This is a genomic window from Pseudomonas sp. PME37.24/025 (assembly GCF_055556615.1).
This window is the reverse complement of sequence record NZ_JBVHNK010000004.1, coordinates 168,768-191,855: the sequence shown is the minus strand read 5'-3', so window position 1 is coordinate 191,855 and position 23,088 is coordinate 168,768. Positions and strand designations below refer to the sequence as shown.

Here is a 23,088-nt window from a genome sequence, read left to right as displayed (position 1 = left end):
TGCCTGGTCAAATGCGCGGCCTCAGGCCTTGGCCCGGCTTTCCAGGACTTCAACGGCCGGCAGGACTTTGCCTTCGACGAATTCGAGGAACGCGCCGCCGCCGGTAGAAATGTAGGAGATCTGCTCGGCAACGCCATATTTATCGATGGCTGCCAGGGTGTCGCCGCCGCCAGCGATGGAGAACGCCGAGCTTTCGGCGATGGCCTGGGCCAGCACCTTGGTGCCGTTACCGAACTGGTCGAATTCGAACACGCCCACCGGGCCGTTCCACAGAATGGTCTTGGACGACTTCAGCAGCTCGGCAAAATTCGCCGCGGTCTGTGGGCCGATGTCCAGGATCATGTCGTCGGCAGCCACGTCGGCAATCAGCTTGACGGTCGCGGTCGCGCTTTCAGCGAATTCCTTGGCAACAACCACGTCCACTGGCAATGGCACGCTGACTTTGGCGGCGATTTCACGAGCGGTGTCCAGCAGATCCGGCTCGTACAGCGATTTGCCGACCGGGTGACCGGCAGCGGCCAGGAAGGTGTTGGCGATGCCGCCACCGACGATCAGCTGGTTGCAGATCTGGCTCAGGCTGTTGAGCACGTCGAGTTTGGTCGACACTTTGGAGCCGGCAACGATAGCCGCCATCGGCTGCGCCGGGGCGCCCAGGGCTTTGCCCAGTGCATCCAGTTCAGCAGCCAGCAACGGGCCAGCGGCAGCGACTTTGGCGAACTTGGCCACGCCGTGGGTCGAACCCTCGGCGCGGTGAGCGGTGCCGAAGGCGTCCATCACAAACACGTCGCACAGGGCGGCGTATTGCTTGGCGAGTTCGTCAGCGTTCTTTTTCTCGCCCTTGTTGAAGCGTACGTTTTCGAACAACACGATGTCGCCGGCTTTCACGTCGACGCCGCCCAGGTAATCGGACACCAGCGGCACTTCGCGGCCCAGCGCCTTGCTCAAGTAGTCAGCCACTGGCTTGAGGCTGTTCTCGGCCGAGAACTCGCCTTCGGTCGGACGGCCAAGGTGCGAGCAGACCATCACGGCCGCGCCTTTTTCCAGGGCCAGCTTGATGGTCGGCAGCGAAGCCAGGATTCGCGCATCGCTGGTGACAACACCGTCCTTGACTGGGACGTTGAGGTCTTCGCGGATCAGTACGCGCTTACCTTGCAGATCGAGGTCGGTCATCTTCAACACGGTCATGGGTCGCATTTCCTGGATAGCTGTTTTAGAGAGCAGGTTTTGGTTGGGGTGCAGCTGTTTGCAAATAGTGTTCTGCAACGTCCAGCATTCGATTGGCAAAACCCCATTCGTTGTCGAACCAGGCCAGGATGTTCACCAGCCGTGGGCCGGAAACGCGGGTCTGACTGGCATCGACGATGGCCGAATGTGGGTCATGATTGAAATCACAACTGGCGTGAGGCAACTCGGTGTAGGCCAGAAGGCCTTTGAGCGGGCCATGGGTGGCGGCCTCGCGCAGAATCCGGTTGACCTCGGTGGCGTCGGTATCGCTTACGGTCTGCATCGTAATGTCGAGGCAGGACACGTTAACCGTCGGCACCCGCACGGCTTTGGCCTGAATTCGCCCGGCAAGTTCCGGCAGCAGGCGTTCAATGCCTCGCGCCAGACCAGTGGACACCGGAATCACCGACTGGAACGCTGACCGGGTGCGGCGCAGGTCTTCGTGGTGATAGGCGTCAATCACCGGCTGATCGTTCATGGCCGAGTGGATGGTGGTGATCGACACATATTCCAGACCAATGGCCTGGTTCAGCAGGCGCAACAGCGGCACGCCGCAGTTGGTGGTGCAGGAGGCGTTGGACACCAGCAGCTCGTCGCCGATCAGGCAATCCTGGTTCACACCGTAGACGATGGTGGCGTCGACATCCGCCTCGCTGGCCATCGGCTGGGAAAACAGCACCCGGGGCGCACCAGCATCGAGGAAACGCTGGCCATCCTGACGGGTGTGGTAAGCGCCGGAGCACTCCAGCACCAGATCGACGCCCAGCGACGCCCAATCGATGCCTTCGGGGGTGGCACTGCGCAGGACCTTCACGCAGTCGCCATTAATATGCAGACAATCGCCCTCGACCTTCACTTCGCCGGGAAAGCGCCCGTGAGTGGAGTCGAAGCGTGTCAGGTATTCGATGCTGGCCATGTCGGCCAGATCGTTGATCGCGACAATTTCAAACCCGGCCGTCGAGCCTCGCTCAAACAACGCACGCAAGACGCAACGACCAATCCGGCCGTAGCCGTTGAGTGCAACTTTGTAAGGACGCGGTTGAGGCATGGGGTTCTCGATTACCGTGGTGAATCCTTTAGTGTTGCGTTGCCTGACCGACCGCTATCGCGGGCAAGCCCACTCCCACAGGACCTATGGAGATCCTTGTGGGAGCGGGCTTGCCCGCGATGGCGTCAGTCCAGACGACACACTTTCTGGATCAGTCTTCCAGCAGCTCTTCAGCCTGACCCAGAATGTTTTCCAGGGTGAAGCCGAACTCTTCGAACAAGGCAGGCGCAGGCGCCGACTCGCCGTAGGTGGTCATGCCGATCACGCGACCTTCCAGGCCCACGTACTTGTACCAGTAGTCCGCGTGGGCGGCTTCGATGGCGATACGGGCGCTGACCTGCAACGGCAGAACCGCTTGCTTGTAGCCGGCGTCCTGAGCTTCGAAGACGCTGGTGCACGGCATCGAAACAACACGCACCTTGCGGCCTTGCTCAGTCAGTTTGTCGAAGGCTTGAACGGCCAGGCCGACTTCCGAACCGGTGGCGATCAGGATCAGCTCAGGCTCGCCTGCGCAGTCTTTCAGCACGTAGCCGCCACGCGCGATCTCTTCGATCTGGATTGCATTGCGGGTCTGGTGCTGCAGGTTCTGACGGGAGAAGATCAGTGCCGACGGACCGTCGTCACGCTCCAGAGCAAATTTCCAGGCCACCGCCGATTCAACGGCATCGGCTGGACGCCAAGTGTCGAGGTTCGGCGTGCAGCGCAGGCTGGCCAGCTGCTCGATCGGCTGGTGAGTCGGGCCGTCTTCGCCCAGACCGATGGAGTCATGGGTGAACACATAGATGATGCGTTTCTTCATCAGCGCCGACATGCGCACTGCGTTGCGAGCGTATTCCATGAACATCAGGAAGGTCGCGCCGTAAGGCACCAGACCACCGTGCAGGGCCACGCCGTTCATGATCGCGCTCATGCCGAACTCGCGAACGCCGTAGTACATGTAGTTGCCGCTGGCGTCTTCGGCGGTGACGCCTTTGCAACCTTTCCACAGGGTCAGGTTGGAACCGGCCAGGTCAGCCGAACCGCCGAGCAGTTCCGGCAGCAGCGGGCCGAACGCGTTCAGGGCGTTCTGGCTGGCTTTACGGCTGGCGATGGTTTCGCCTTTGGCCGCGACTTCAGCGATATACGCCGAGGCTTTTTCAGCGAAGTCAGTCGGCAGATCACCGCTCAGACGACGAACCAGTTCGTTGGCCAGCTCCGGGAAAGCAGCGGAGTAAGCAGCGAAACGCTGATCCCACTCGGCTTCGGCCGCGCGACCGGCTTCCTTGGCATCCCATTCGGCATAGATGTTGGCCGGGATTTCGAACGGGCCGTGGTTCCACTTCAGTGCTTCACGGGTCAGAGCGATTTCCGCGTCACCCAATGGGGCGCCGTGGCAGTCTTCCTTGCCTTGCTTGTTCGGCGAGCCGAAACCGATGGTGGTCTTGCAGCAGATCAGCGTCGGTTGCTCGCTTTTGCGCGCAGTGTCGATGGCGATCTTGATTTCTTCCGGGTCATGACCGTCAACGTTGCGGATCACTTGCCAGTTGTAGGACTCGAAGCGCTTCGGCGTGTCGTCGGTGAACCAGCCTTCGACTTCGCCGTCGATGGAGATGCCGTTGTCATCGTAGAAGGCGATCAGTTTGCCCAGGCCCAAGGTACCGGCCAGGGAGCTGACTTCGTGGGAAATGCCTTCCATCATGCAGCCATCACCCAGGAACACGTAGGTGTGGTGATCAACGACGTTATGGCCAGGACGGTTGAACTGCGCCGCCAGGACTTTTTCCGCCAGGGCGAAACCCACGGCGTTGGCCAGGCCTTGGCCCAGTGGGCCGGTGGTGGTTTCAACGCCCGGGGTGTAACCGAATTCCGGGTGACCCGGAGTGCGGCTGTGCAGCTGGCGGAAGCTTTTCAGGTCATCGATCGACAGGTCGTAGCCGGTCAGGTGCAGCAGCGAGTAGATCAGCATCGAGCCGTGACCGTTGGACAGCACGAAGCGGTCACGGTCGGCGAATGATGGATTGCTCGGATTGTGCTTCAGGTAGTCACGCCAAAGTACTTCGGCGATATCCGCCATACCCATAGGGGCACCGGGATGGCCGCTGTTGGCTTTTTGCACGGCATCCATGCTGAGGGCACGAATGGCGTTGGCACGCTCACGACGGCTGGGCATCGCTGTTCTCCTGCGGATATTGAATCGAGAGTGAATAAAACGAAACGGAAAAAAGGCGAGCATTTTCCCTCACCGACCGCCTTCGGGGCAATGACAGATAGTCATCCGAAGACGTTTTTCCAATGGATAACGACGTATTCGACGGGTGAAACCTTTCCGCCGTTCGTTTGCTGACTGAACCTAACGCTGAGAAGTGCCATCTATCGAGCAATATCAAAACTTTTTGATATTGCTCTTGCGGTGATTTCTGAGCGTCACTAGACTGCTGGCCTTATGAATTTACGCGTGCCTTCCATTCGACATGACGATTGCGATGAGCTGGCGGCCCTGTGCAAGGCCGGCGGCGATCCTCTGCGGCTGAATGTATTGCGCGCGCTGGCCAACGACTCGTTCGGCGTACTGGAACTGGCGCAGATCTTCGGCATCGGTCAGTCCGGCATGAGTCATCACCTCAAGGTTTTGGCCCAGGCCGATCTGGTGGCGACCCGTCGTGAAGGCAATGCGATTTTCTACCGTCGCGCCCTGCCCCACACCGATCTGCTGGGCGGCAAGCTGCATACCGCGCTGCTGGAAGAAGTGGACAACCTGACCCTGCCGACTGACGTTCAGTCGCGGATCGGTCAGGTCCACGGGCAACGGGCGGCGGCCAGCCAGGACTTTTTCTCACGGGTGGCGGAGAAGTTTCGCGCCCAGCAAGACTTGATTGCCGGCCTGCCGCAATACCGCGAAAGCGTGGTGGCACTGCTCGACAAGCTGAGTTTCGGCCCCGGCGCCACAGCCATCGAAGTGGGCCCTGGCGATGGCGGTTTTCTGCCGGAGCTGGCGCGTCGTTTCGCTCAAGTCACGGCGCTGGACAACAGCCCGGCGATGCTCGATCTGGCTCGTCAGGTCTGTGAACGTGAAACGCTGGCTAACGTCAGCCTGCAATTGGCCGATGCATTGAACGGTGTAAGCCTCAAGGCTGATTGCGTTGTACTGAACATGGTACTGCACCATTTCGCCGCGCCGGCCGAAGCACTCAAGCACATGGCCGAGTTGCTGCAACCGGGCGGTAGCCTGCTCGTGACAGAGTTATGTAGCCACAACCAGAGTTGGGCCAGGGAGGCCTGCGGTGATCTCTGGTTGGGGTTTGAACAGGACGATCTGGCCCGTTGGGCCACCGCTGCGGGACTCGTTCCCGGGGAAAGCCTCTATGTAGGCTTACGTAATGGTTTCCAGATTCAGGTCCGCCATTTTCAGCGACCGGCTGGCGACACTCACCATCGGTAAATTCAGGAAAAAATCGAGATGAGCGAATACTCCCTCTTCACCTCCGAGTCCGTGTCCGAAGGGCATCCGGACAAAATCGCCGACCAGATTTCCGATGCGGTGCTGGACGCCATCATTGCTGAAGACAAGTTCGCCCGCGTGGCGTGCGAGACTCTGGTGAAAACCGGCGTGGCAATCATCGCAGGTGAAGTCACCACGTCGGCCTGGGTCGATCTGGAAGACATCGTCCGTAACGTGATTCTCGACATCGGCTACAACAGCTCCAATGTCGGCTTCGACGGTGCAACTTGCGGCGTGATGAACATCATCGGCAAGCAGTCCCCTGACATCAACCAGGGCGTCGACCGTGCCAAGCCTGAAGACCAGGGCGCCGGCGACCAGGGCCTGATGTTCGGCTACGCCAGCAACGAAACCGACGTGCTGATGCCAGCACCGATCACCTTCTCGCACCAGTTGGTTCAACGTCAGGCTGAAGCCCGGAAATCCGGCCTGCTGCCTTGGCTGCGCCCGGACGCCAAGTCGCAAGTGACTTGCCGCTACGAAGGCGGCAAGGTTGTCGGTATCGACGCCGTTGTACTGTCGACCCAGCACAACCCTGAAGTGTCCTACAAAGACCTGCGCGAAGGCGTGATGGAACTGATCGTCAAGCACGTACTGCCTGCCGAACTGCTGTCCAAGGACACCCAGTTCCATATCAACCCGACTGGCCAATTCATCATCGGTGGCCCGGTTGGCGACTGCGGCCTGACCGGTCGCAAGATCATCGTCGACAGCTACGGCGGCATGGCCCGTCACGGCGGTGGCGCATTCTCCGGCAAGGATCCATCGAAGGTTGACCGTTCGGCGGCCTACGCCGGTCGTTACGTGGCCAAGAACATCGTCGCTGCCGGCCTGGCCGAGCGTTGCGAGATTCAGGTTTCCTACGCGATCGGTGTTGCTCAGCCTACGTCGATTTCGTTGAACACCTTCGGCACCGGCAAAATCAGCGACGACAAGATCGTCAAACTGGTTCGCGAAGTGTTCGACCTGCGTCCTTACGCAATCACCACCATGCTCGACCTGCTGCACCCGATGTACCAGGAAACCGCTGCGTACGGCCACTTCGGTCGCACTCCGGCAACCAAGACTGTGGGCGAAGATACTTTCACCACCTTCACCTGGGAAAAAACCGACCGCGCCGAAGACCTGCGTGTCGCGGCTGGCCTGTAAGACTTCCCCGGCGGTACCCAAAGCCCCGCACGGTTCGCCGTGCGGGGCTTTTTATTGCCTTGCTGCTTGAGACCGCATCGCCGCCTCTGCCTCATGCCAGAAACACTCAGCAAAAAAACCACCCTTCGCGCCTGCCAGTACTGATCTAGCCTTCAAGCATCCCAACGAGCAAGGACGCTCTCGATGCTACCCAACCTGCGCCTGTTTTTCGGTTTTCTACTGACCTTCAGCTGCCTGACCACCAATGCCGCCGAATGCCCCGACTGGCCGCCCGCCCGCGCACTAGACGAAATCACTACCCTGCAACTGCAAATCGATCGCTGGGACGACAGCTACCACCGTGAAGGCCAGTCGCTGATCGTCGATGAACTCTACGATCAGTCCCGCGCGCGACTGAGCGAATGGCGCGAGTGTTTTGATTCAGGCCCCTCCGACGAACCATTGCGTACGGCTGGCGGCACGGTTGCTCACCCCATCGCCCACACCGGCCTGGAAAAACTAAGCGACGGGCGCGCCGTCGAAACCTGGCTAAAAGATCGGGGAGAGGTCTGGGTTCAGCCCAAGGTCGATGGCGTGGCGGTGACATTGGTCTATCGCAACGGCTGGTTGCACCGGGTAATCAGTCGGGGGGACGGGGTAAACGGCCAGGACTGGACTGCCTCGGCGCGCCAGATCGCCGCCATCCCTAAAAAACTTTCGCAGTCGCTGGACTTGCTCCTGCAAGGCGAACTCTATTGGCGCCAGACCGAGCACGTACAAGCCCAGGCTGGCAGCCTCAATGCCCGCGCCACGGTGGCGGGGTTGATGGCGCGCAAGGCGCTAAGCCCAGAGCAAGCGACTGGTATCGGGTTGTTTGTCTGGGACTGGCCACAAGGCCCAAAAAGCCTGCCGGCACGGGTGGCGGCCCTGGATGAGTTGGGGTTCCCCAGCACGGCGCCCTACAGTCAGCCGATCGAGGCATTTGCCGATGCCGAACGCTGGCGCGATCACTGGTATCGCACGCCCCTGCCTTTTGCCAGCGATGGGGTCGTGTTGCGCCAGAACCAACGCCCGCCGGCCGAACGCTGGCAGGCGAAAACACCTTACTGGAGCGTCGCCTGGAAATACCCTTTTGCTCAGGCGCTGGCCGAGGTGCGCAAGGTCCGCTTCAAGATCGGTCGGACTGGACGGATCACACCGGTGCTGGACCTGGTACCGGTGATGCTCGATGACCGACAGATCAAACGCGTGAGTGCCAGTTCCCTGCAACGCTGGGAAGCGCTGGACATTCGCCCGGGCGATCAGGTCGCCATCAGCCTGGCGGGGCTGACCATCCCCAGGCTCGATGGTGTCGTATTGCGCAGTACTGAACGCCCGGAATTGAATGTACCGCTGGCAGCAGACTTTCACTCTTTAAGCTGCTGGCAACCAACATCCGGATGCGAAAGCCAATTCCTCGCACGCCTGGCCTGGCTCAGTGGTAAACAGGGGCTGGCATTGCCTCATGTCGGACCAGGCACCTGGGAGAAACTGCTCAAGGCCGAACGCCTCGGCAGTCTGCTCGATTGGATGACCCTCGATGGGCAAGAGCTTGCTAACATTGACGGCTTCGGTGAGCGCAGCAGCGCTCGTCTTTTGGACAGTTTCAACAGCGCCCGGCAACGCCCATTCGCTCGCTGGCTCAAAGCCCTGGGTTTGCCGCCGACTGGCCAGGCACGCCTCGCCGATACATGGCAGGCGCTGGCGCAACGAACCACCGAACAATGGCAGGCCGAGGCCGGCATCGGTCCGGGACGCGCAGCGCAATTGAGCGCATTTTTCCGCGACCCACAGGTCCTGGCCTTGAGTGAGACATTACGTGTTGCCGGGATTGACGGTTTCTAGACGCCAGGCCGCTCTGATAACCGGGAACCCAAAGGTGCCGATGCGCTCAAACAGCCCATCGCTATATCGAATTTTTCACCTGGAGCTTTTATGAAACTTCTTTCACCGCTCGCCGTGTTGACCCTGTGCAGCGTGATGGCCGCTCCATTGATGGCCGACGAAGATGCCCCGGGCCTGACCGGCTGCGCCGCAAAAAAACAGGGCATCATCAACCAGATCGAACTGGCCAAGTCCCGCGGCAACGCCGATCAGCAGGCTGGCCTGGAAACTGCCCTGAACGAAGTCACTGCCCATTGCACCGACGCTTCCTTGAAGAAGGAACGGGAAAACAAGGTGCTCGACGCCAAGCACGAAGTCAGCACGCGTCAGGCCGACCTCGAGAAGGCGATGAAAAAAGGCGACGCCGAGAAGATCAACAAGCGCAAAGACAAACTGGCTCAATCGCGCAAGGAATTGCAGGAAGCGCTGGATGAGTTGGATAAGTAGTCTGGCTTGAACAAGGGGCTTTTGTGGCGAGGGGGCTTGCCCCCCGACTGCGCAGCAGTCGCAATCCAGCCAATGCAATCTGACAGATTGATTGCGGTTGCCATTTTGGGGCTGCTTCGCAACCCAACGGGGGCAAGCCCCCTCGCCACAGGAGAGCGCCGCAAATCAATGATCCCGAAACTCTTTATGGCAGGCACTACAGGCGTCTTCGACTTTCTGTACCGCCGGCCCCAGGTTGCTGACCTTGTAGGGCTGAACCTTGCTGGCAATCACCAGTTCACCGGTGGCGCCTTCAAGGGTGCGGGCCATTTCCTGGAAGCGTGACTGCTTCTGCCAGACATCATTTTTGGCGCTGGTGTGATCCTCTTCGCGCACCTGCGGGAAATGTTTCCACGGCTCATGGGACAACGCGTCGAGCTTCACCGCGCCGTCGGCGAATTTCGGGCCATCGAACGGAATACGTCCGCGCAACATGCCGCCCAGGTCTTCGCCGGTCTTGAGCATCTGCTTGAAGATCGCCTTGCGCTGACCCAGCGGCGAGTTCGGGTCGACACCCCCGCAGGCGGACAAGGTCAGGCAGGCCAGCAATACAACAGAAAGTCTTTTAAGAGTCATGGTGGCTTCAGGTCACTGGAAACGGCGGCCAGTATCCTCGCGTCACCGGCAAAGACCAATAGCCCTATTATCAATACGGGTTGTTTGAGCGCATGGAGCACTCAGGCAACCGACAAAGGAATTACTCCATGAACAGCCGTTTCAAGGCATGGCGTCACAACCTGGCCTGGACCCTTCCGATGGTGGCCGTGCTGGCAGGTTGCACCGGCGGCGACAGCAGCAAACCGAAAACCCATGCACTGGCGACCTACTCCAGCGCCACCTGGGAAGCGCTTCCGGCGGTGTCCGACAACGACCTCGTCGCTGGCTTCGGCTCGTGGCGCAGCGCCTGCACCCGACTCAAGGCCGATCCGGTCTGGGGCGGCACCTGTGCTGCTTCCGTCAATGTGCAGCCAACCGCCAATGACATCCGCGGATTCCTCAAACAGAACCTGGACGTCTATGGCCTGCGTGCCGCCAATGACAACCCCAACGGCCTGATTACCGGTTACTACGAACCGGTATATCCCGGCAGCCTGACCCAGACCGAAGCAGCCAATATTCCGGTATACGGTGTACCCGAGGATATGATCATCGTCTCGCTGGACAGCATCTATCCGGAACTCAAAGGCAAACGCCTGCGCGGCAGACTCGAAGGTCGCGTGCTCAAGCCGTACGACGATGCGGCAACCATTGAAACCAACGGTGTGAAGGCGCCGGTGATTGCCTGGCTGACCGACCCGATGAACCTGCAGTTCCTGCAAATCCAGGGCTCGGGGCGCATCCAGCTTGATGACGGTCGTCAGTTGCGCATCGGTTACGCCGACCAGAATGGCCACCCGTATCGGCCCATCGGCCGCTGGCTGGTGGACCAGGGTGAGTTGAAGAAAGAAGACGTGACCATGGGCGCTATCAGCACCTGGGCCAAAGCCAATCCGATGCGCATTCCCGAACTGCTGGGCAGCAACCCCAGCTACGTGTTCTTCACCCGCAACCCCGACAGCAACGAAGGGCCGCGTGGTTCGCTGAATGTACCGCTGACCGCAGGTTATAGCGCGGCGGTGGACCGCAAGGTGATTCCGCTCGGCAGTCTGTTGTGGTTATCGACCACACGCCCGGACGGCAGCGCATTGGTGCGCCCGGTGGCCGCGCAAGATACTGGCGGTGCAATTGCCGGCGAGGTCCGCGCAGACCTGTTCTGGGGCACGGGGGAGGCAGCCGGGCAATTGGCCGGCGACATGAAACAGCAGGGGCAGATCTGGATGCTCTGGCCTAAAGGGGCGGCGTTGCCACAAGTGCCTCAAGTTGCCGATGCGGTTAAAGCAAGCCCTTGAATTCTGCGGCGACTGATAGATAGCAATCGCGGGCAAGTCGAATCGTCGCACCGCCGCTCCCACAGGGATTGCACATAACCTGTGGGAGCGGGCTTGCCCGCGATGAGGTCGGTAAAAACACCGAAGTAGTGTCAGACAGACACAACAAAGAAACTGACAATCAACCCCATGCCAATGGCCCACACCAGCGACCGCAGAATCGCCCAGTCCGCCAGATAGCAAATGATGTACAGCAGTCGACTGGTGATAAACAACACCGCCAGCACATTGATCGTCACCAGATCGGCATTACCGGCCAGGTGCGCGACGATTACCGCTGCAGCAAACGCCGGTGTCACTTCGAAGCTATTCAACTGCGCCGAATGCGCACGCCTGGCCACCCCTTCGAGCGAATCCAGAAATGCCCGCGGATCGTGATTCTGTTTCAGCCCGAACTTGCCGCCGCTGAACTTGGCGACGCCTGTGCATAGATACGGCAAACAGATCGCAATCAAAATGCACCACAGAGCAACCGTCATAACGCAGTCCCTTCTTCAAAGTTATAGAGAGTCGAGTTAAATCAGGGGCGACTAAAACTTCATCACCAACATGCCGATCAGCACCAGCCCACAGGCTAAGAGCCGGGGTCTGCCGAAAGGTTCTTGCAGGTAGCGCATACCGAACAGCACCACCAGGATCACACTGATTTCGCGCAGCGCCGCTGCTTCGGCAATCGAACCGAGCTGCATGGCCCACAGCACCAGAGCGTAGCTGAACAGTACGCAAAACCCGACCGCCACCCCCAACCGCCACTGCTCACGCCAGAACAGCATGAACGCCGGCCGCTTGAGCACCATCGCCAGCAATGGGAACGGCCAGGCGCTAAGCAAGGTGACCCACACCAGGTAGTCCAGCGGGTGCGACCAGCGCCGTAAAGCCTGGCCATCGATGAAGGTGTAGCAACCGATGCACAACCCGATCAGCGCCACTACCGGCAGCATTGACCACGGCAGACGCTCCCCGCCACCGCCCTGCCAGAGCAGGCACAACATGCCGAGCGGGATCAGCAAAATGCCGAAGATCTGCTGAGCCGTCAGTACTTCCCCGGCGAAGATCAGTGTCAGTGCCAGCACCACTAGCGGTGACAGGCCACGCATCAACGGGTAGACCAAGCCGAGATCGCCGACCCGATAGGCCTGGATCAACAGGTAGCGATAGAGCAACTCGAATGCTGCCGACGCGAGAATCCACGGCCACATCTCCAGTGGCGGCAACACCACGAAGGGCAGCATCAGGACGACAAACAGCAGCGCCACGCTGTCCATGCAGGCCACCACCAACAGCCGCTCCGCGCTGAATTTGATCAGGGTATTCCACACCGCGTGCAACAGCGCCGCCACCAACACCAGAACCGTCGCAAGCACGGCACACTCCTTATTTTGCCCCCACCCTCCCCTGCGGCAGCTCCTACAAGGCTGGGGGCAGAGAATTGATTCGCCATATATCCGCAGCTGTTTATACTGCAAGCGACCACGCCGCACTCAGTTGCGCACACACTATTCCAATAATTCCTGCCTCTGCCCGCTCTCACCGAGAACGGTCGTCGGCCTGCGTATGCCTGATCAAAGCGTCAAGACTACCGACAGAGACCTTGCGCATGCCACTCGCCTTGCTTGCACTGGCCGTTGCCGCCTTCGGCATTGGCACCACTGAATTCGTCATCATGGGCTTGTTGCCCGATGTCGCCCGCGACCTCGCCGTGAGCATTCCTCACGCGGGCCTGCTCATCACCGGTTACGCCCTGGGCGTGGTGTTCGGTGCGCCGATCCTCGCGGTCGGTACCGCCAACATGCCGCGCAAAGCCACGCTGTTGGGCATGACGCTGATGTTCATTCTCGGCAATATCCTCTGCGCCCTGGCGCCGAACTACGCCACTTTGATGGCCGCACGGGTGATCACCGCGCTGTGCCATGGTGCGTTCTTCGGCATCGGCTCGGTGGTCGCCGCCGGTTTGGTGGCACCGAACAAACGAGCGCAGGCGATTGCCATGATGTTCACTGGCCTGACGTTGGCCAACGTACTGGGCGTTCCCTTGGGCACCGCGCTCGGGCAATACGCTGGCTGGCGCTCGACGTTTTGGGCGGTGTCGGTGATTGGTGTGATCGCGGCCATCGCACAGTGGGTTTGGCTGCCCAAGGAAATCCCCATGGACAAAGCCAACCTGGCCAGCGAGTTCAAAGTGCTGGGTAAGGTCAACGTGCTGCTGGCGCTGGGCATGAGCGTGCTGGCGTCCACCAGTCTGTTCAGCGTGTTCACCTATATCGCGCCGATTCTGCAAGACATTACCGGTGTCAGTCCGCATGGCGTGACGATCATGTTGCTGTTGTTCGGGGTCGGTCTGACGGCGGGCAGCATGCTTGGCGGCCGACTGGCGGACAGTCGTTTGCTGCCTTCTCTGGTGGGTATGGCGCTGGCTGTGGTTGTCGTGCTGGCCGCTTTCAGTCAGACCAGTCACTCAGTGATCCCGGCGGCGATCACGCTGGTGTTGTGGGGCATCTTCGCGTTTGCGTTGTGCCCGATCCTGCAATTGCTGATCATCGATCAGGCTCATGAAGCGCCGAACCTCGGATCGACGTTGAATCAAAGCGCATTCAATCTTGGCAACGCAGCTGGGGCATGGATTGGCGGGCTGGTTGTGGCCAGTGGCGCGGACTTGGCAGATCTGCCATGGACCGGCGCACTGGTCAGCGGGTTGACGGTGCTGACAGCGTTGTTTTTCATCTACCTGCAGCGTCGCAGTGCTGTCACGGTCAATGTGTCCGGCTGACAGAATCAGTTTTTGCCACTGATCATTTTTTGATCTTCTGCGGCTCGGGTTCCTCGCCCCGCTCCGCAGATGTCTTCGGCGGCCCGCTTTCACTGCGAATCTGCGCATGACTGATCAGCGCGAAGATAAAACTGCCACCGATAATGTTCCCCACCAGCGTCGGCCCAGCGAATACCAGCCAAAAATCCTTCCACGGCAACTCGCCGGCAAACACCAGATACGAGACCTCGACCGACCCAACCACGATGTGAGTGAAATCTCCCAGCGCCATGAAATAGGTGATGAGGATGATGATCCACATCTTGGCGCTTTCCATGGACGGGATCATCCAGACCATGGTGGCGATCATCCAGCCGGAGATGATGCCTTTGGCGAACATTTTGCTCGCGTCGTTCTCCATGACCTTGCGCCCGATGTCGAGGAAGGCCAAATCGGTCTTGGTGTCGAAAATCGGCAAGTGCAGCATCACGTACGCCACCAGCAAGGTGCCGCAGAGGTTGCCCACCAGCACGACCGTCCACAGTCGAAACAGCCGACCGAAATTACCCAGCGTAGGCTTGCTCATGATCGGCAGCACGGCAGTCAGGGTGTTTTCGGTGAAGAGTTGTTGACGGGCCAGAATCACCGCGAGAAAACCTGCGCAGTAGCCGAAACTGGCGATCACCTTGAAGCCTTCGCCGTCCGGCAGACGCGAGTTGAGCAGCCCCATGCCCATCAGTGACAAGCCCATGGTCAAACCCGCAGCCAGGGCTGACCACCACAGCGCCGCAACGCTACGCTCGAGTTCCTGATTACCTTGGGTGCGAATGATTTCGTGCAGCACCGCCGCGCGCGGTGGCTGGTTCTTGTCGACCTCGCGCTGTTCTTGCGCCGAGAGGTCCGGGGTCTTGCCGTCTTTGGGCGTGTCCATATAGCTCCTGAACCAGTGGCGTGTCGTTTAATTACGACACGCGGGGTTCGGGGCTGTTCACTGCCCGGCGAAACGAAGCAAACCCTGTGGCGAGGGAGCTTGCTCCCGTCGGGGCGCGAAGCGGCCCTAAAACCTGCCATCGGGTTCTTTCAGACAGACTTCACTGTCGACTTACGACTGCTTCGCAGCCGAGCGGGAGCAAGCTCCCTCGCCACAGAGCGGCAATCACTCGCCAATAACATCATCCTTGAACTGGTCTTTGACGTACCTGATTTCGGTCCGGCCGTGCGGCGCGGGAAGGCCGTCTTCGCCCAGGTTCACGAAGACCATCTTCTCCACCGTCAGGATGCTCTTGCGGGTGATCTTGTTGCGCACTTCGCAGGTCAGCGTGATCGAGGTGCGACCGAACTCGGTGGCGGTGATGCCCAGTTCGATGATGTCGCCCTGGCGCGAGGCGCTGACGAAATTGATTTCGGAAATGTACTTGGTGACCACGCGCTGATTACCCAGCTGGACGATGGCGTAGATCGCCGCTTCTTCGTCGATCCAGCGCAACAGGCTGCCGCCGAACAGCGTGCCGTTGGGGTTGAGGTCTTCGGGTTTTACCCATTTGCGGGTGTGGAAATTCATACTCACTCCTGACCGTCTTGCCGATTGATGCCGGCCATCATGGCAGAGCCCGGACTAGAGCTCTATTAAGCATCGACTATGGTCTCGATTACCGTTCGGACATTGACCAACAGAAAGGCTTTGGAAGTATCGTCTACACGGCTATAATCGCCACCGTTTCAAAACGGTCATCTTCACGTGGCCCGCATGGCCAGTTTTTCAGCTCAAAATTCGGATGCCAGAAGTCCAGAGCCAAGGCGCTGTGACGAGTCATAGCCAGCTATGGCGAGGAACAGCAACGCAGGATCTGGGCTTATGGCGCCGAAGTTGAGCTGAAAAAACTGGCCATGCGGGCCACCTGATACCGTTTTCCCGCCACCTGTCCGAGGGGCGCTGCAGCAGGTTCGACCTGTCAGGCTCGGATGGGGCGTTGACTGGCCACGGCCAGACACTAAACGCACAACGGCGCCCATTCGCATACATTACGAATGGAGGCTCATCATGAGCGCTGTTATCACGCCTGTAGATTTTAACGATTACAAAGTCGCCGACATGTCCCTGGCTGCCTGGGGCCGTCGCGAAACCATCATCGCCGAATCCGAAATGCCAGCCCTGATGGGTCTGCGCCGCAAGTATTCCGCCGAGCAACCGCTCAAAGGCGCGAAAATCCTCGGCTGCATCCACATGACCATTCAGACTGCCGTGCTGATCGAAACCCTGGTTGCCCTGGGTGCCGAAGTACGTTGGTCGTCCTGCAACATTTTCTCGACTCAAGACCAGGCCGCAGCCGCTATCGCCGCTGCCGGTATCCCGGTTTTCGCCTGGAAAGGCGAGACTGAAGAAGAGTACGAGTGGTGCCTGGAGCAAACCATCCTCAAAGATGGCGCGCCTTGGGATGCCAACATGATCCTCGACGATGGCGGCGACCTGACCGAGTTGCTGCACAAGAAATACCCGGCGATCCTGGACCGCGTCCACGGCGTCACCGAAGAAACCACCACCGGCGTTCACCGCCTGCTGGATATGCTGGCCAAGGGCGAGTTGAAAATCCCGGCCATCAACGTCAACGACTCGGTGACCAAGAGCAAGAACGACAACAAGTACGGCTGCCGTCACAGCCTGAACGACGCGATCAAGCGCGGCACCGACCACCTGCTGTCTGGCAAGCAAGCGCTGGTCATCGGTTACGGTGACGTGGGCAAGGGCTCGGCCCAGTCCCTGCGTCAGGAAGGCATGATCGTTAAAGTGTCCGAAGTCGACCCGATCTGCGCCATGCAAGCCTGCATGGACGGTTTCGAACTGGTTTCGCCGTTCATCGACGGTATCAACAACGGTACCGAAGCGAGCATCGACAAGGCACTGCTGGGCAAGATCGACCTGATCGTGACCACCACCGGCAACGTTAATGTTTGCGACGCGAACATGCTTAAAGCCCTGAAGAAGCGCGCTGTTGTCTGCAACATCGGTCACTTCGACAACGAAATCGACACCGCTTTCATGCGCAAGAACTGGGCATGGGAAGAAGTGAAGCCACAGGTTCACAAGGTTCACCGCACAGGTGCAGGCAGCTTCGACGCACAGAACGACGACTACCTGATCCTGCTGGCCGAAGGCCGCTTGGTTAACCTGGGCAACGCCACTGGCCACCCAAGCCGCATCATGGATGGCTCGTTCGCCAACCAGGTTCTGGCTCAGATCTTCCTGTTCGGCCAGAAGTACGCCGACCTGTCGCCAGCCCAGAAAGCCGAGCGCCTTACCGTTGAAGTACTGCCGAAGAAACTCGACGAAGAAGTGGCCCTGGAAATGGTCCGCGGTTTCGGTGGCGTGGTCACTCAACTGACCAAGCAACAGGCTGACTACATCGGCGTGACCGTCGAAGGCCCGTTCAAGCCGCACGCTTACCGCTACTGATTGGTCCTGCTGCCTGCTCTCCCTTGTGAGAGCGGGCTTGCTCGCGAAGGCGGTTTAGCATTCAACATTAATGTCGTCTGACCCACCGCCTTCGCGAGCAAGCCCGCTCCCACATTGGGATGTGCAAGCGTCCGGCTTACGTGTTTCCAAGGATATGACCATGTCCCAAGACCGTCGCTACAGCTTCGAGTTCTTCCCCACGAAGACCGATGCTGGACATGAAAAACTGATCGCCACTGCCCGTCAGCTGGCGGCTTACAACCCCGACTTCTTCTCCTGCACCTACGGCGCTGGCGGTTCGACCCGTGATCGCACCCTCAACACCGTGTTGCAGCTTGAAAGTGAAGTCAAAGTCCCTGCCGCACCGCATCTGTCTTGCGTGGGCGACAGCAAGGCTGACCTGCGCGGCCTGCTGAGCCAGTACAAGGCAGCCGGCATCAAGCGTATCGTTGCCCTTCGCGGTGACCTGCCCTCGGGCATGGGCATGGCCAGCGGCGAGATGCGTCACGCCAATGATCTGGTTGAATTCATTCGTGAAGAGACCGGCGATCATTTCCACATCGAAGTCGCCGCCTACCCGGAGATGCATCCGCAAGCGCGCAACTTTGAAGATGATCTCAACAACTTCGTGCGCAAGGCTAACGCCGGCGCCAACAGTGCGATCACCCAGTACTTCTTCAACGCCGACAGCTACTTCTACTTCGTCGAGCGTGTACGGGCGAAGGGTGTGAACATCCCGATCGTGCCGGGGATCATGCCGATCACCAATTACAGCAAGCTGGCGCGCTTTTCCGACGCTTGCGGTGCGGAAATCCCGCGCTGGATCCGCAAGCAGCTGGAAGCCTACGGCGACGACACCCAGAGTATTCAAGGCTTTGGTGAGCAAGTCATCACCGAGATGTGCGAACGCCTGTTGCAGGGTGGAGCTCCAGGGCTGCACTTTTACACACTGAACCAGGCTGAGCCGAGTCTGCTGGTGTGGAATAACCTGAAATTGCCGCGTTAATCGACGTTAAAGCAAGATCAAAAGATCGCAGCCTTCGGCAGCGCCTACAGAGGTACGTACCCCCCTGCAGGAAATGCCGAAGGCTGCGATCTTTTGCTTTCCCGCGCCCCTTTATTGTGCAGTCATATCCTGAGATAGAGCTTCTGGATCCGGTTTCTGGCTCTTTATGATTTCTCGTCGTAATCTCAACCTATGCCCCTGATCGCTCAGTTACTGACCGTGCTTCTGTTCACTTGCCTGAGCCTCACCGCTCGGGGCGAGAAGCTACGTATTGTCACCGAACCCTGGGCGCCTTACGTGTATGAGGAAAACGGAAAATCGCTGGGGCTGGACTACGAAACCACGGCCATCGTCTTCAAACGCCTGGGGATCGACGTGGAATGGCAGTTCCTCCCGTGGAAGCGTTGTCTGTCGATGCTCGAGCAAGGCCAAGCGGATGGCGTGCTGGATATTTTCTACAGCGATGAACGCGACGCGACCCTGCTCTACCCCAGCGAACCGCTCTCGCAAGTGGAGTTCGTGATGTTCTACGCCAACGAGCGAGCGTATCCGTTTCGCACGCTGGATGATCTGAAAGGCCTGACCATCGGCACCTCACCGGGCTACCTGTACAGCAAGGACTTCAGCGAATCGACGCTGTTCACCCAAGAGCCGGCCCCCACCCATGAAGCCAACTTCGGCAAGCTGGTGCGCGGCCGCATCGACCTGCTGATCACTGATCGCCGAGTTGGCCAGTATTTGCTCGATCAACTGAATATCCGCGACAAGATCACCGAAAACCCGATCATCATCAGCCAGCAAAGCCAGTTTCTGGCGGTACGCCGCAATGCCGGGATGGATTTGTTGGTGCAGCGTTTCGGTGCCGAGCTCAAACGCTTCAAGCGCGAGCCGGCCTACGCCGAACTGAGCGCCCGCTATGGCGCCGGCCCGACCACCGAAGCACGGGCCGCCAGCGCCAGTGCAACCGGCGGAAAAACCGTTGAGCAGCAGGAAAGCGGCGCGCAGTGATTGCTCTGTTATACTCCGGCCTTCCCGCCAGGCTCACGCCCGGACGCTCGGACTTGTTCAAGGCATCTCGATCCCGCTACAGCGCAGCTTCTCAGCCCGCGCGAGCGCTCCAGACGAGCCTTCGAGGCCCAGCAGGACCGGACGGGATTGCGTCCTCTTAAACGCGATTCGCGCCAGGCAAGACTCCCATTGGGCCAAGCCCTAACTAAAACAGGATTACTCATGTCCTTTGCTTCCCTCGGTCTCTCCGAGGCTTTAGTCCGCGCCATCGAGGCAGCGGGCTATACCGAGCCTACTCCGGTGCAACAGCGGGCCATTCCCGCCGTGTTGCAAGGTCGCGACCTGATGGTTGCGGCACAGACAGGTACTGGTAAAACCGGCGGCTTCGCCCTTCCGATTCTGGAACGGTTGTTTCCCAACGGTCACCCGGACAAATCCCAGCGTCATGGCCCGCGCCAACCGCGCGTACTGGTCCTGACCCCAACCCGCGAACTCGCGGCCCAGGTGCATGAAAGTTTCAAGGTCTATGCCCGTGACCTGAAGTTCGTCAGCGCCTGCATCTTCGGCGGCGTCGGCATGAACCCACAGGTTCAGGCCATGTCCCGCGGTGTCGACGTGCTGGTGGCCTGCCCAGGTCGCCTGCTCGACCTCGCCGGCCAAGGCAGCGTCGATTTGTCCCACGTGGAAATCCTCGTGCTGGACGAAGCCGACCGCATGCTCGACATGGGCTTTGTCCATGACGTGAAAAAGGTTCTTGCTCGTCTGCCGAGCAAACGCCAGAACCTGCTGTTCTCGGCGACGTTCTCCAAAGACATCACCGACCTTGCCGGCAAGCTGCTGCACAACCCGGAACGCATCGAAGTCACGCCGCCGAACACCACGGTCGAGCGGATCGAACAACGCGTATTCCGCCTGGCCGCCAGCCACAAACGTTCGTTGCTGGCGCACCTGATCACCGCGGGCGCCTGGGAACAGGTGCTGGTGTTCACCCGCACCAAGCACGGCGCCAACCGCTTGGCCGAGTACCTGGACAAACACGGCCTGACCGCTGTCGCGATCCACGGTAACAAGAGCCAGAACGCTCGCACCAAAGCCCTGGCCGACTTCAAGGCCGGCGAAGTGCGCATCCTGGTCGCCACCGACATCGCCGCTCGCGGCCTGGACATCGACCAGTTGCCCCACGTGGTCAACTTCGAACTGCCAAACGTCGACGAAGATTACGTGCACCGTATCGGCCGTACCGGCCGTGCCGGTCGTTCGGGCGAGGCGATCTCGCTGGTCGCCCCGGATGAAGAAAAACTGCTGAAAAGCATCGAGCGCATGACCAAGCAGAAGATTGCCGACGGCAACCTGATGGGCTTCGATTCCAGCGCTGTAGAAGCCGAGAAACCAGAAGTTCGCGAACGTCCGGATGTGCGTAACCCGCGCAACCCACGTGGCCCGCGCGGTGACGGTCCGAACGGCAGCGGTGGTGGTGGCGGTCGTAAAGACAAAGGCAAGGACAAGGGCGGTAAGGAAAAACCTGCTGCCACTGGCCGTGGCGATCGCCCTGCCCGTGAACACAAGCCCCGCGAAGGCACCCCGGCCCGTGAGCAACAACGTCCGGCACCTCGCGCCGCCGCTGACCGTGCTCCGGACGAGTTCCTGGACGACGACGTCGATAACTTTGGTAATCGCGTCGACTACGTGCCTCAAGCCAAACCTGCTCAGGGTCGTGGTCGCCGTCCGGGCGCTCCGGCACAAGGCGCAGGTGCAGGTGCAGGTGCTCCGCGCACCAGTCAGCCACAAGGTCGCCAGAACGGTCCGCGCAGCAGCAGCGGCGCAACCACCGGCACTCCGCCGGCCAAGCGCAGCGGCCCACGCAATGGTGCTCCGCGTGACGGCCAGGCCCGTCGCGAAGAGTCCCGCAACCGCCGCCCGGCCCGTGACGAACAACCTCGTTCGGAACCAGCCGTGCAGAACCCGCGTGGCCCGGCACCGAAGATCATTCACAAGGAGTCGAAAAGCGATCGCTTCCCGACACCTGAGCAACTGGATCAACTCCCAGGCCGTCCGCGCGGCGAAAAACCAGCCTTGCTGACCCGCAATCGCTGATTTATCGCTGATATGAAAAATGCCCCGGATCGCAAGATCAGGGGCATTTTTTATGCTGGCGAAGAACCCTGTGGGAGCGGGCTTGCCCGCTCCCACAGTGGCTCGGCACCGTCCGTAAGGATTCTGGCAGACCATAAAAAACGCCCCGGATCGCGAGATCAGGGGCGTTTTTTGGGTTCAAACAGCGAAATTCACTTCGCTTTCACACCTTCAAACGTAACGTACAACTCAACCGCGTCGGACGCTGGGCCCAAATCTTTCTGCTTGCCGAAATCGGAACGCTTGATGCTGGTGGTACCTTCGAAGCCGGCACGGTAGCCGCCCCATGGATCCTTGCCTTCACCCAGGAAGGTAGCTTTGACTACGATTGGCTTGGTCACACCCAGCAGAGTCAAGTTACCGGTAACGTCGGCAGTGTCTTTGCCAGCGGCGTTTTTGCCGGTGGATTTGACGCTGGTGGAAACGAACTTGGCGTCGGCGAATTTGCCCACATTCAGGAAGTCACCGCTGGCAATGTGCTTGTCGCGCTCAGCGTGGTTAGTGAACACGCTGGCGGTGCGTACATTGAACTCGATCTTGCTGTCTTCAGGTTTGGCGGCGTCAAAGCTGAACTTGCCGTCGATGTCCTTGAAGGTACCGGTAATATAGCTGTAACCCAGGTGACTGATCTTGAAATCAACGAAGGCGTGCTGACCTTCTTTGTCGACAACGTAATCGGCCGCCATCACATTAGCGGACAGCAGAGCAGAACCGATTGCCAGAGCGGCGAGCGTCTTTTTCAACATGCTTTCTATTCCTTTGGAGTCGAGGTTGAACATCAGGCTTTGCGTCCCAGCATTCGCGTCAGGGTCGCATCACGATCGATAAAGTGGTGTTTCAATGCTGCCAACGCATGGAGGCCGGAAAAAATTACCAGCGCCCAAGCCAGGTACAAATGGATCACACCAGCGATGTCTGCCTGGTCCGGTAGTCCGGAAACCAGTGCAGGAACTTCAAACAGGCCAAACACCGGAATCCCGACACCGTCTGCGGTGGAAATCAGGTAACCGGCAATCATCACAGAGAACAGCCCGAGATAGAGGAAGGCATGGCCGAACACGGCGCCAAGACGCGTCATGCGGCTATAACTTTGCAGGGGCGGTGGAGGTGGGCTGATAAAGCGCCACAACACCCGCAGCAACATGACTGCGAACAACACCAGGCCAATGCTCTTGTGCAAATCCGGCGCATCTTTACGCCAGGCGCTGTAGTAGTCGAGACCGACCATCCACAACCCCAATGCGAACAGACCGAAGACCGCGAGCGCCACACCCCAGTGCACGAAGATGCTGACCCAACCGTAGCGGGAAGAAGAGTTACGTAGCTGCATTGCCCAAATCCTGTAAGAACTGCGCCCAAGACTATCGAGTTATCTATCGACTTAAAGCGGAAAATTTCGCTCTGAAACATCGAGAAATACGATCATGACCTTGGGGTCGAGATGTTAAGAGAGTGTTAACCGGGCGAAAAAACCTACAGACGCTGTCCAATATTCCGTTCCAAAAAACCTTACCACTCGTCAGAACTGT

20 protein-coding genes and 1 riboswitch are annotated in these 23,088 nt (G+C 59.6%); of the genes, 10 read left to right on the top strand and 10 right to left on the bottom strand.

Features of this window, described 5'->3' with window-relative positions; translation table 11 throughout:
* Window positions 1–21: 21 nt before the first annotated feature.
* From ACZ3HH_RS09615 to tkt, 3 genes are all read right to left on the bottom strand, one after another.
* Window positions 22–1,185, bottom strand: a complete 1,164-nt coding sequence (locus ACZ3HH_RS09615; RefSeq protein ID WP_007894933.1) for a phosphoglycerate kinase — start codon at window positions 1,183–1,185, stop codon at window positions 22–24.
* 25 nt (window positions 1,186–1,210) lie between these two features.
* Window positions 1,211–2,272 carry an erythrose-4-phosphate dehydrogenase gene (gene epd, locus ACZ3HH_RS09610; protein WP_465804201.1) on the bottom strand — a complete coding sequence of 354 codons (1,062 nt, stop codon included), beginning with the start codon at window positions 2,270–2,272 and terminating at the stop codon, window positions 1,211–1,213.
* Window positions 2,273–2,423: 151 nt separating this feature from the next.
* Window positions 2,424–4,421, bottom strand: coding sequence for a transketolase (gene tkt, locus ACZ3HH_RS09605; protein ID WP_465804200.1), 1,998 nt, complete (start codon window positions 4,419–4,421; stop codon window positions 2,424–2,426).
* A gap of 273 nt (window positions 4,422–4,694) precedes the next feature.
* Here tkt and ACZ3HH_RS09600 point away from each other — a divergent pair, with 273 nt between their 5' ends.
* The 4 genes from ACZ3HH_RS09600 to ACZ3HH_RS09585 all read left to right on the top strand — a co-directional run bounded on the left by ACZ3HH_RS09600 (window position 4,695) and on the right by ACZ3HH_RS09585 (window position 9,248).
* On the top strand, window positions 4,695–5,690 hold the full coding sequence (locus ACZ3HH_RS09600; protein ID WP_465804199.1) for an ArsR/SmtB family transcription factor: 996 nt from the start codon (window positions 4,695–4,697) through the stop codon (window positions 5,688–5,690).
* Window positions 5,691–5,708: 18 nt separating this feature from the next.
* Window positions 5,709–6,899, top strand: coding sequence for a methionine adenosyltransferase (metK, locus tag ACZ3HH_RS09595; protein ID WP_465804198.1), 1,191 nt, complete (start codon window positions 5,709–5,711; stop codon window positions 6,897–6,899).
* 183 nt (window positions 6,900–7,082) lie between these two features.
* Window positions 7,083–8,762: an NAD-dependent DNA ligase LigB gene (ligB, locus tag ACZ3HH_RS09590; protein ID WP_465804197.1), complete on the top strand. Its 1,680-nt coding sequence runs from the start codon at window positions 7,083–7,085 to the stop codon at window positions 8,760–8,762.
* A 90-nt stretch (window positions 8,763–8,852) separates the two neighbouring features.
* The gene (locus ACZ3HH_RS09585) at window positions 8,853–9,248 is read left to right on the top strand and encodes a DUF1090 domain-containing protein (protein ID WP_007894925.1); all 396 of its coding nucleotides are present in this window, start codon (window positions 8,853–8,855) and stop codon (window positions 9,246–9,248) included.
* A gap of 165 nt (window positions 9,249–9,413) precedes the next feature.
* Here the strand turns inward: ACZ3HH_RS09585 and ACZ3HH_RS09580 are convergent, their stop codons facing one another.
* Window positions 9,414–9,863: a c-type cytochrome gene (locus tag ACZ3HH_RS09580; protein WP_465804196.1), complete on the bottom strand. Its 450-nt coding sequence runs from the start codon at window positions 9,861–9,863 to the stop codon at window positions 9,414–9,416.
* A gap of 128 nt (window positions 9,864–9,991) precedes the next feature.
* Here ACZ3HH_RS09580 and mltA point away from each other — a divergent pair, with 128 nt between their 5' ends.
* On the top strand, window positions 9,992–11,176 hold the full coding sequence (gene mltA, locus ACZ3HH_RS09575) for a murein transglycosylase A (protein WP_465804195.1): 1,185 nt from the start codon (window positions 9,992–9,994) through the stop codon (window positions 11,174–11,176).
* Window positions 11,177–11,307: 131 nt separating this feature from the next.
* Here mltA and ACZ3HH_RS09570 read toward each other — a convergent pair whose 3' ends face one another.
* Together ACZ3HH_RS09570 and ACZ3HH_RS09565 are read right to left on the bottom strand one after the other, a co-directional pair.
* Window positions 11,308–11,694 carry an MAPEG family protein gene (locus ACZ3HH_RS09570; protein ID WP_095052557.1) on the bottom strand — a complete coding sequence of 129 codons (387 nt, stop codon included), beginning with the start codon at window positions 11,692–11,694 and terminating at the stop codon, window positions 11,308–11,310.
* 51 nt (window positions 11,695–11,745) lie between these two features.
* The gene (locus ACZ3HH_RS09565; protein ID WP_465804194.1) at window positions 11,746–12,579 is read right to left on the bottom strand and encodes an EamA family transporter; all 834 of its coding nucleotides are present in this window, start codon (window positions 12,577–12,579) and stop codon (window positions 11,746–11,748) included.
* Window positions 12,580–12,812: 233 nt separating this feature from the next.
* Here ACZ3HH_RS09565 and ACZ3HH_RS09560 point away from each other — a divergent pair, with 233 nt between their 5' ends.
* Window positions 12,813–13,982, top strand: coding sequence for an MFS transporter (locus ACZ3HH_RS09560; RefSeq protein WP_447795014.1), 1,170 nt, complete (start codon window positions 12,813–12,815; stop codon window positions 13,980–13,982).
* 22 nt (window positions 13,983–14,004) lie between these two features.
* On the opposite strand, the gene ACZ3HH_RS09555 is transcribed toward ACZ3HH_RS09560, so the two are convergent.
* A complete protein-coding gene (locus tag ACZ3HH_RS09555; RefSeq protein ID WP_465804193.1) occupies window positions 14,005–14,892 on the bottom strand; it encodes a formate/nitrite transporter family protein in 888 nt (295 codons plus the stop codon).
* 225 nt (window positions 14,893–15,117) lie between these two features.
* Entirely contained in the window at window positions 15,118–15,522 is a 405-nt protein-coding gene (locus ACZ3HH_RS09550; protein WP_030130199.1) for an acyl-CoA thioesterase, read from the bottom strand.
* 358 nt (window positions 15,523–15,880) lie between these two features.
* Window positions 15,881–15,979, top strand: a riboswitch (S-adenosyl-L-homocysteine riboswitch).
* A 23-nt stretch (window positions 15,980–16,002) separates the two neighbouring features.
* Here ACZ3HH_RS09550 and ahcY point away from each other — a divergent pair.
* The 4 genes from ahcY (at window position 16,003) to ACZ3HH_RS09530 (ending at window position 21,520) form a co-directional block, all read left to right on the top strand.
* On the top strand, window positions 16,003–17,412 hold the full coding sequence (gene ahcY / locus ACZ3HH_RS09545) for an adenosylhomocysteinase (RefSeq protein ID WP_030130196.1): 1,410 nt from the start codon (window positions 16,003–16,005) through the stop codon (window positions 17,410–17,412).
* A gap of 160 nt (window positions 17,413–17,572) precedes the next feature.
* Window positions 17,573–18,418: a methylenetetrahydrofolate reductase [NAD(P)H] gene (gene metF, locus ACZ3HH_RS09540; protein WP_465804192.1), complete on the top strand. Its 846-nt coding sequence runs from the start codon at window positions 17,573–17,575 to the stop codon at window positions 18,416–18,418.
* A gap of 192 nt (window positions 18,419–18,610) precedes the next feature.
* Complete coding sequence (locus ACZ3HH_RS09535; RefSeq protein ID WP_465804191.1) at window positions 18,611–19,426, top strand: substrate-binding periplasmic protein; 816 nt, start codon at window positions 18,611–18,613, stop codon at window positions 19,424–19,426.
* A 222-nt stretch (window positions 19,427–19,648) separates the two neighbouring features.
* The gene (locus tag ACZ3HH_RS09530) at window positions 19,649–21,520 is read left to right on the top strand and encodes a DEAD/DEAH box helicase (protein WP_465804190.1); all 1,872 of its coding nucleotides are present in this window, start codon (window positions 19,649–19,651) and stop codon (window positions 21,518–21,520) included.
* Window positions 21,521–21,711: 191 nt separating this feature from the next.
* Here the strand turns inward: ACZ3HH_RS09530 and ACZ3HH_RS09525 are convergent, their stop codons facing one another.
* Window positions 21,712–22,305: a YceI family protein gene (locus tag ACZ3HH_RS09525; RefSeq protein ID WP_253546516.1), complete on the bottom strand. Its 594-nt coding sequence runs from the start codon at window positions 22,303–22,305 to the stop codon at window positions 21,712–21,714.
* Between the two features lie 32 nt (window positions 22,306–22,337).
* On the bottom strand, window positions 22,338–22,889 hold the full coding sequence (locus ACZ3HH_RS09520) for a cytochrome b (protein ID WP_465804189.1): 552 nt from the start codon (window positions 22,887–22,889) through the stop codon (window positions 22,338–22,340).
* Window positions 22,890–23,088 lie beyond the last annotated feature (199 nt).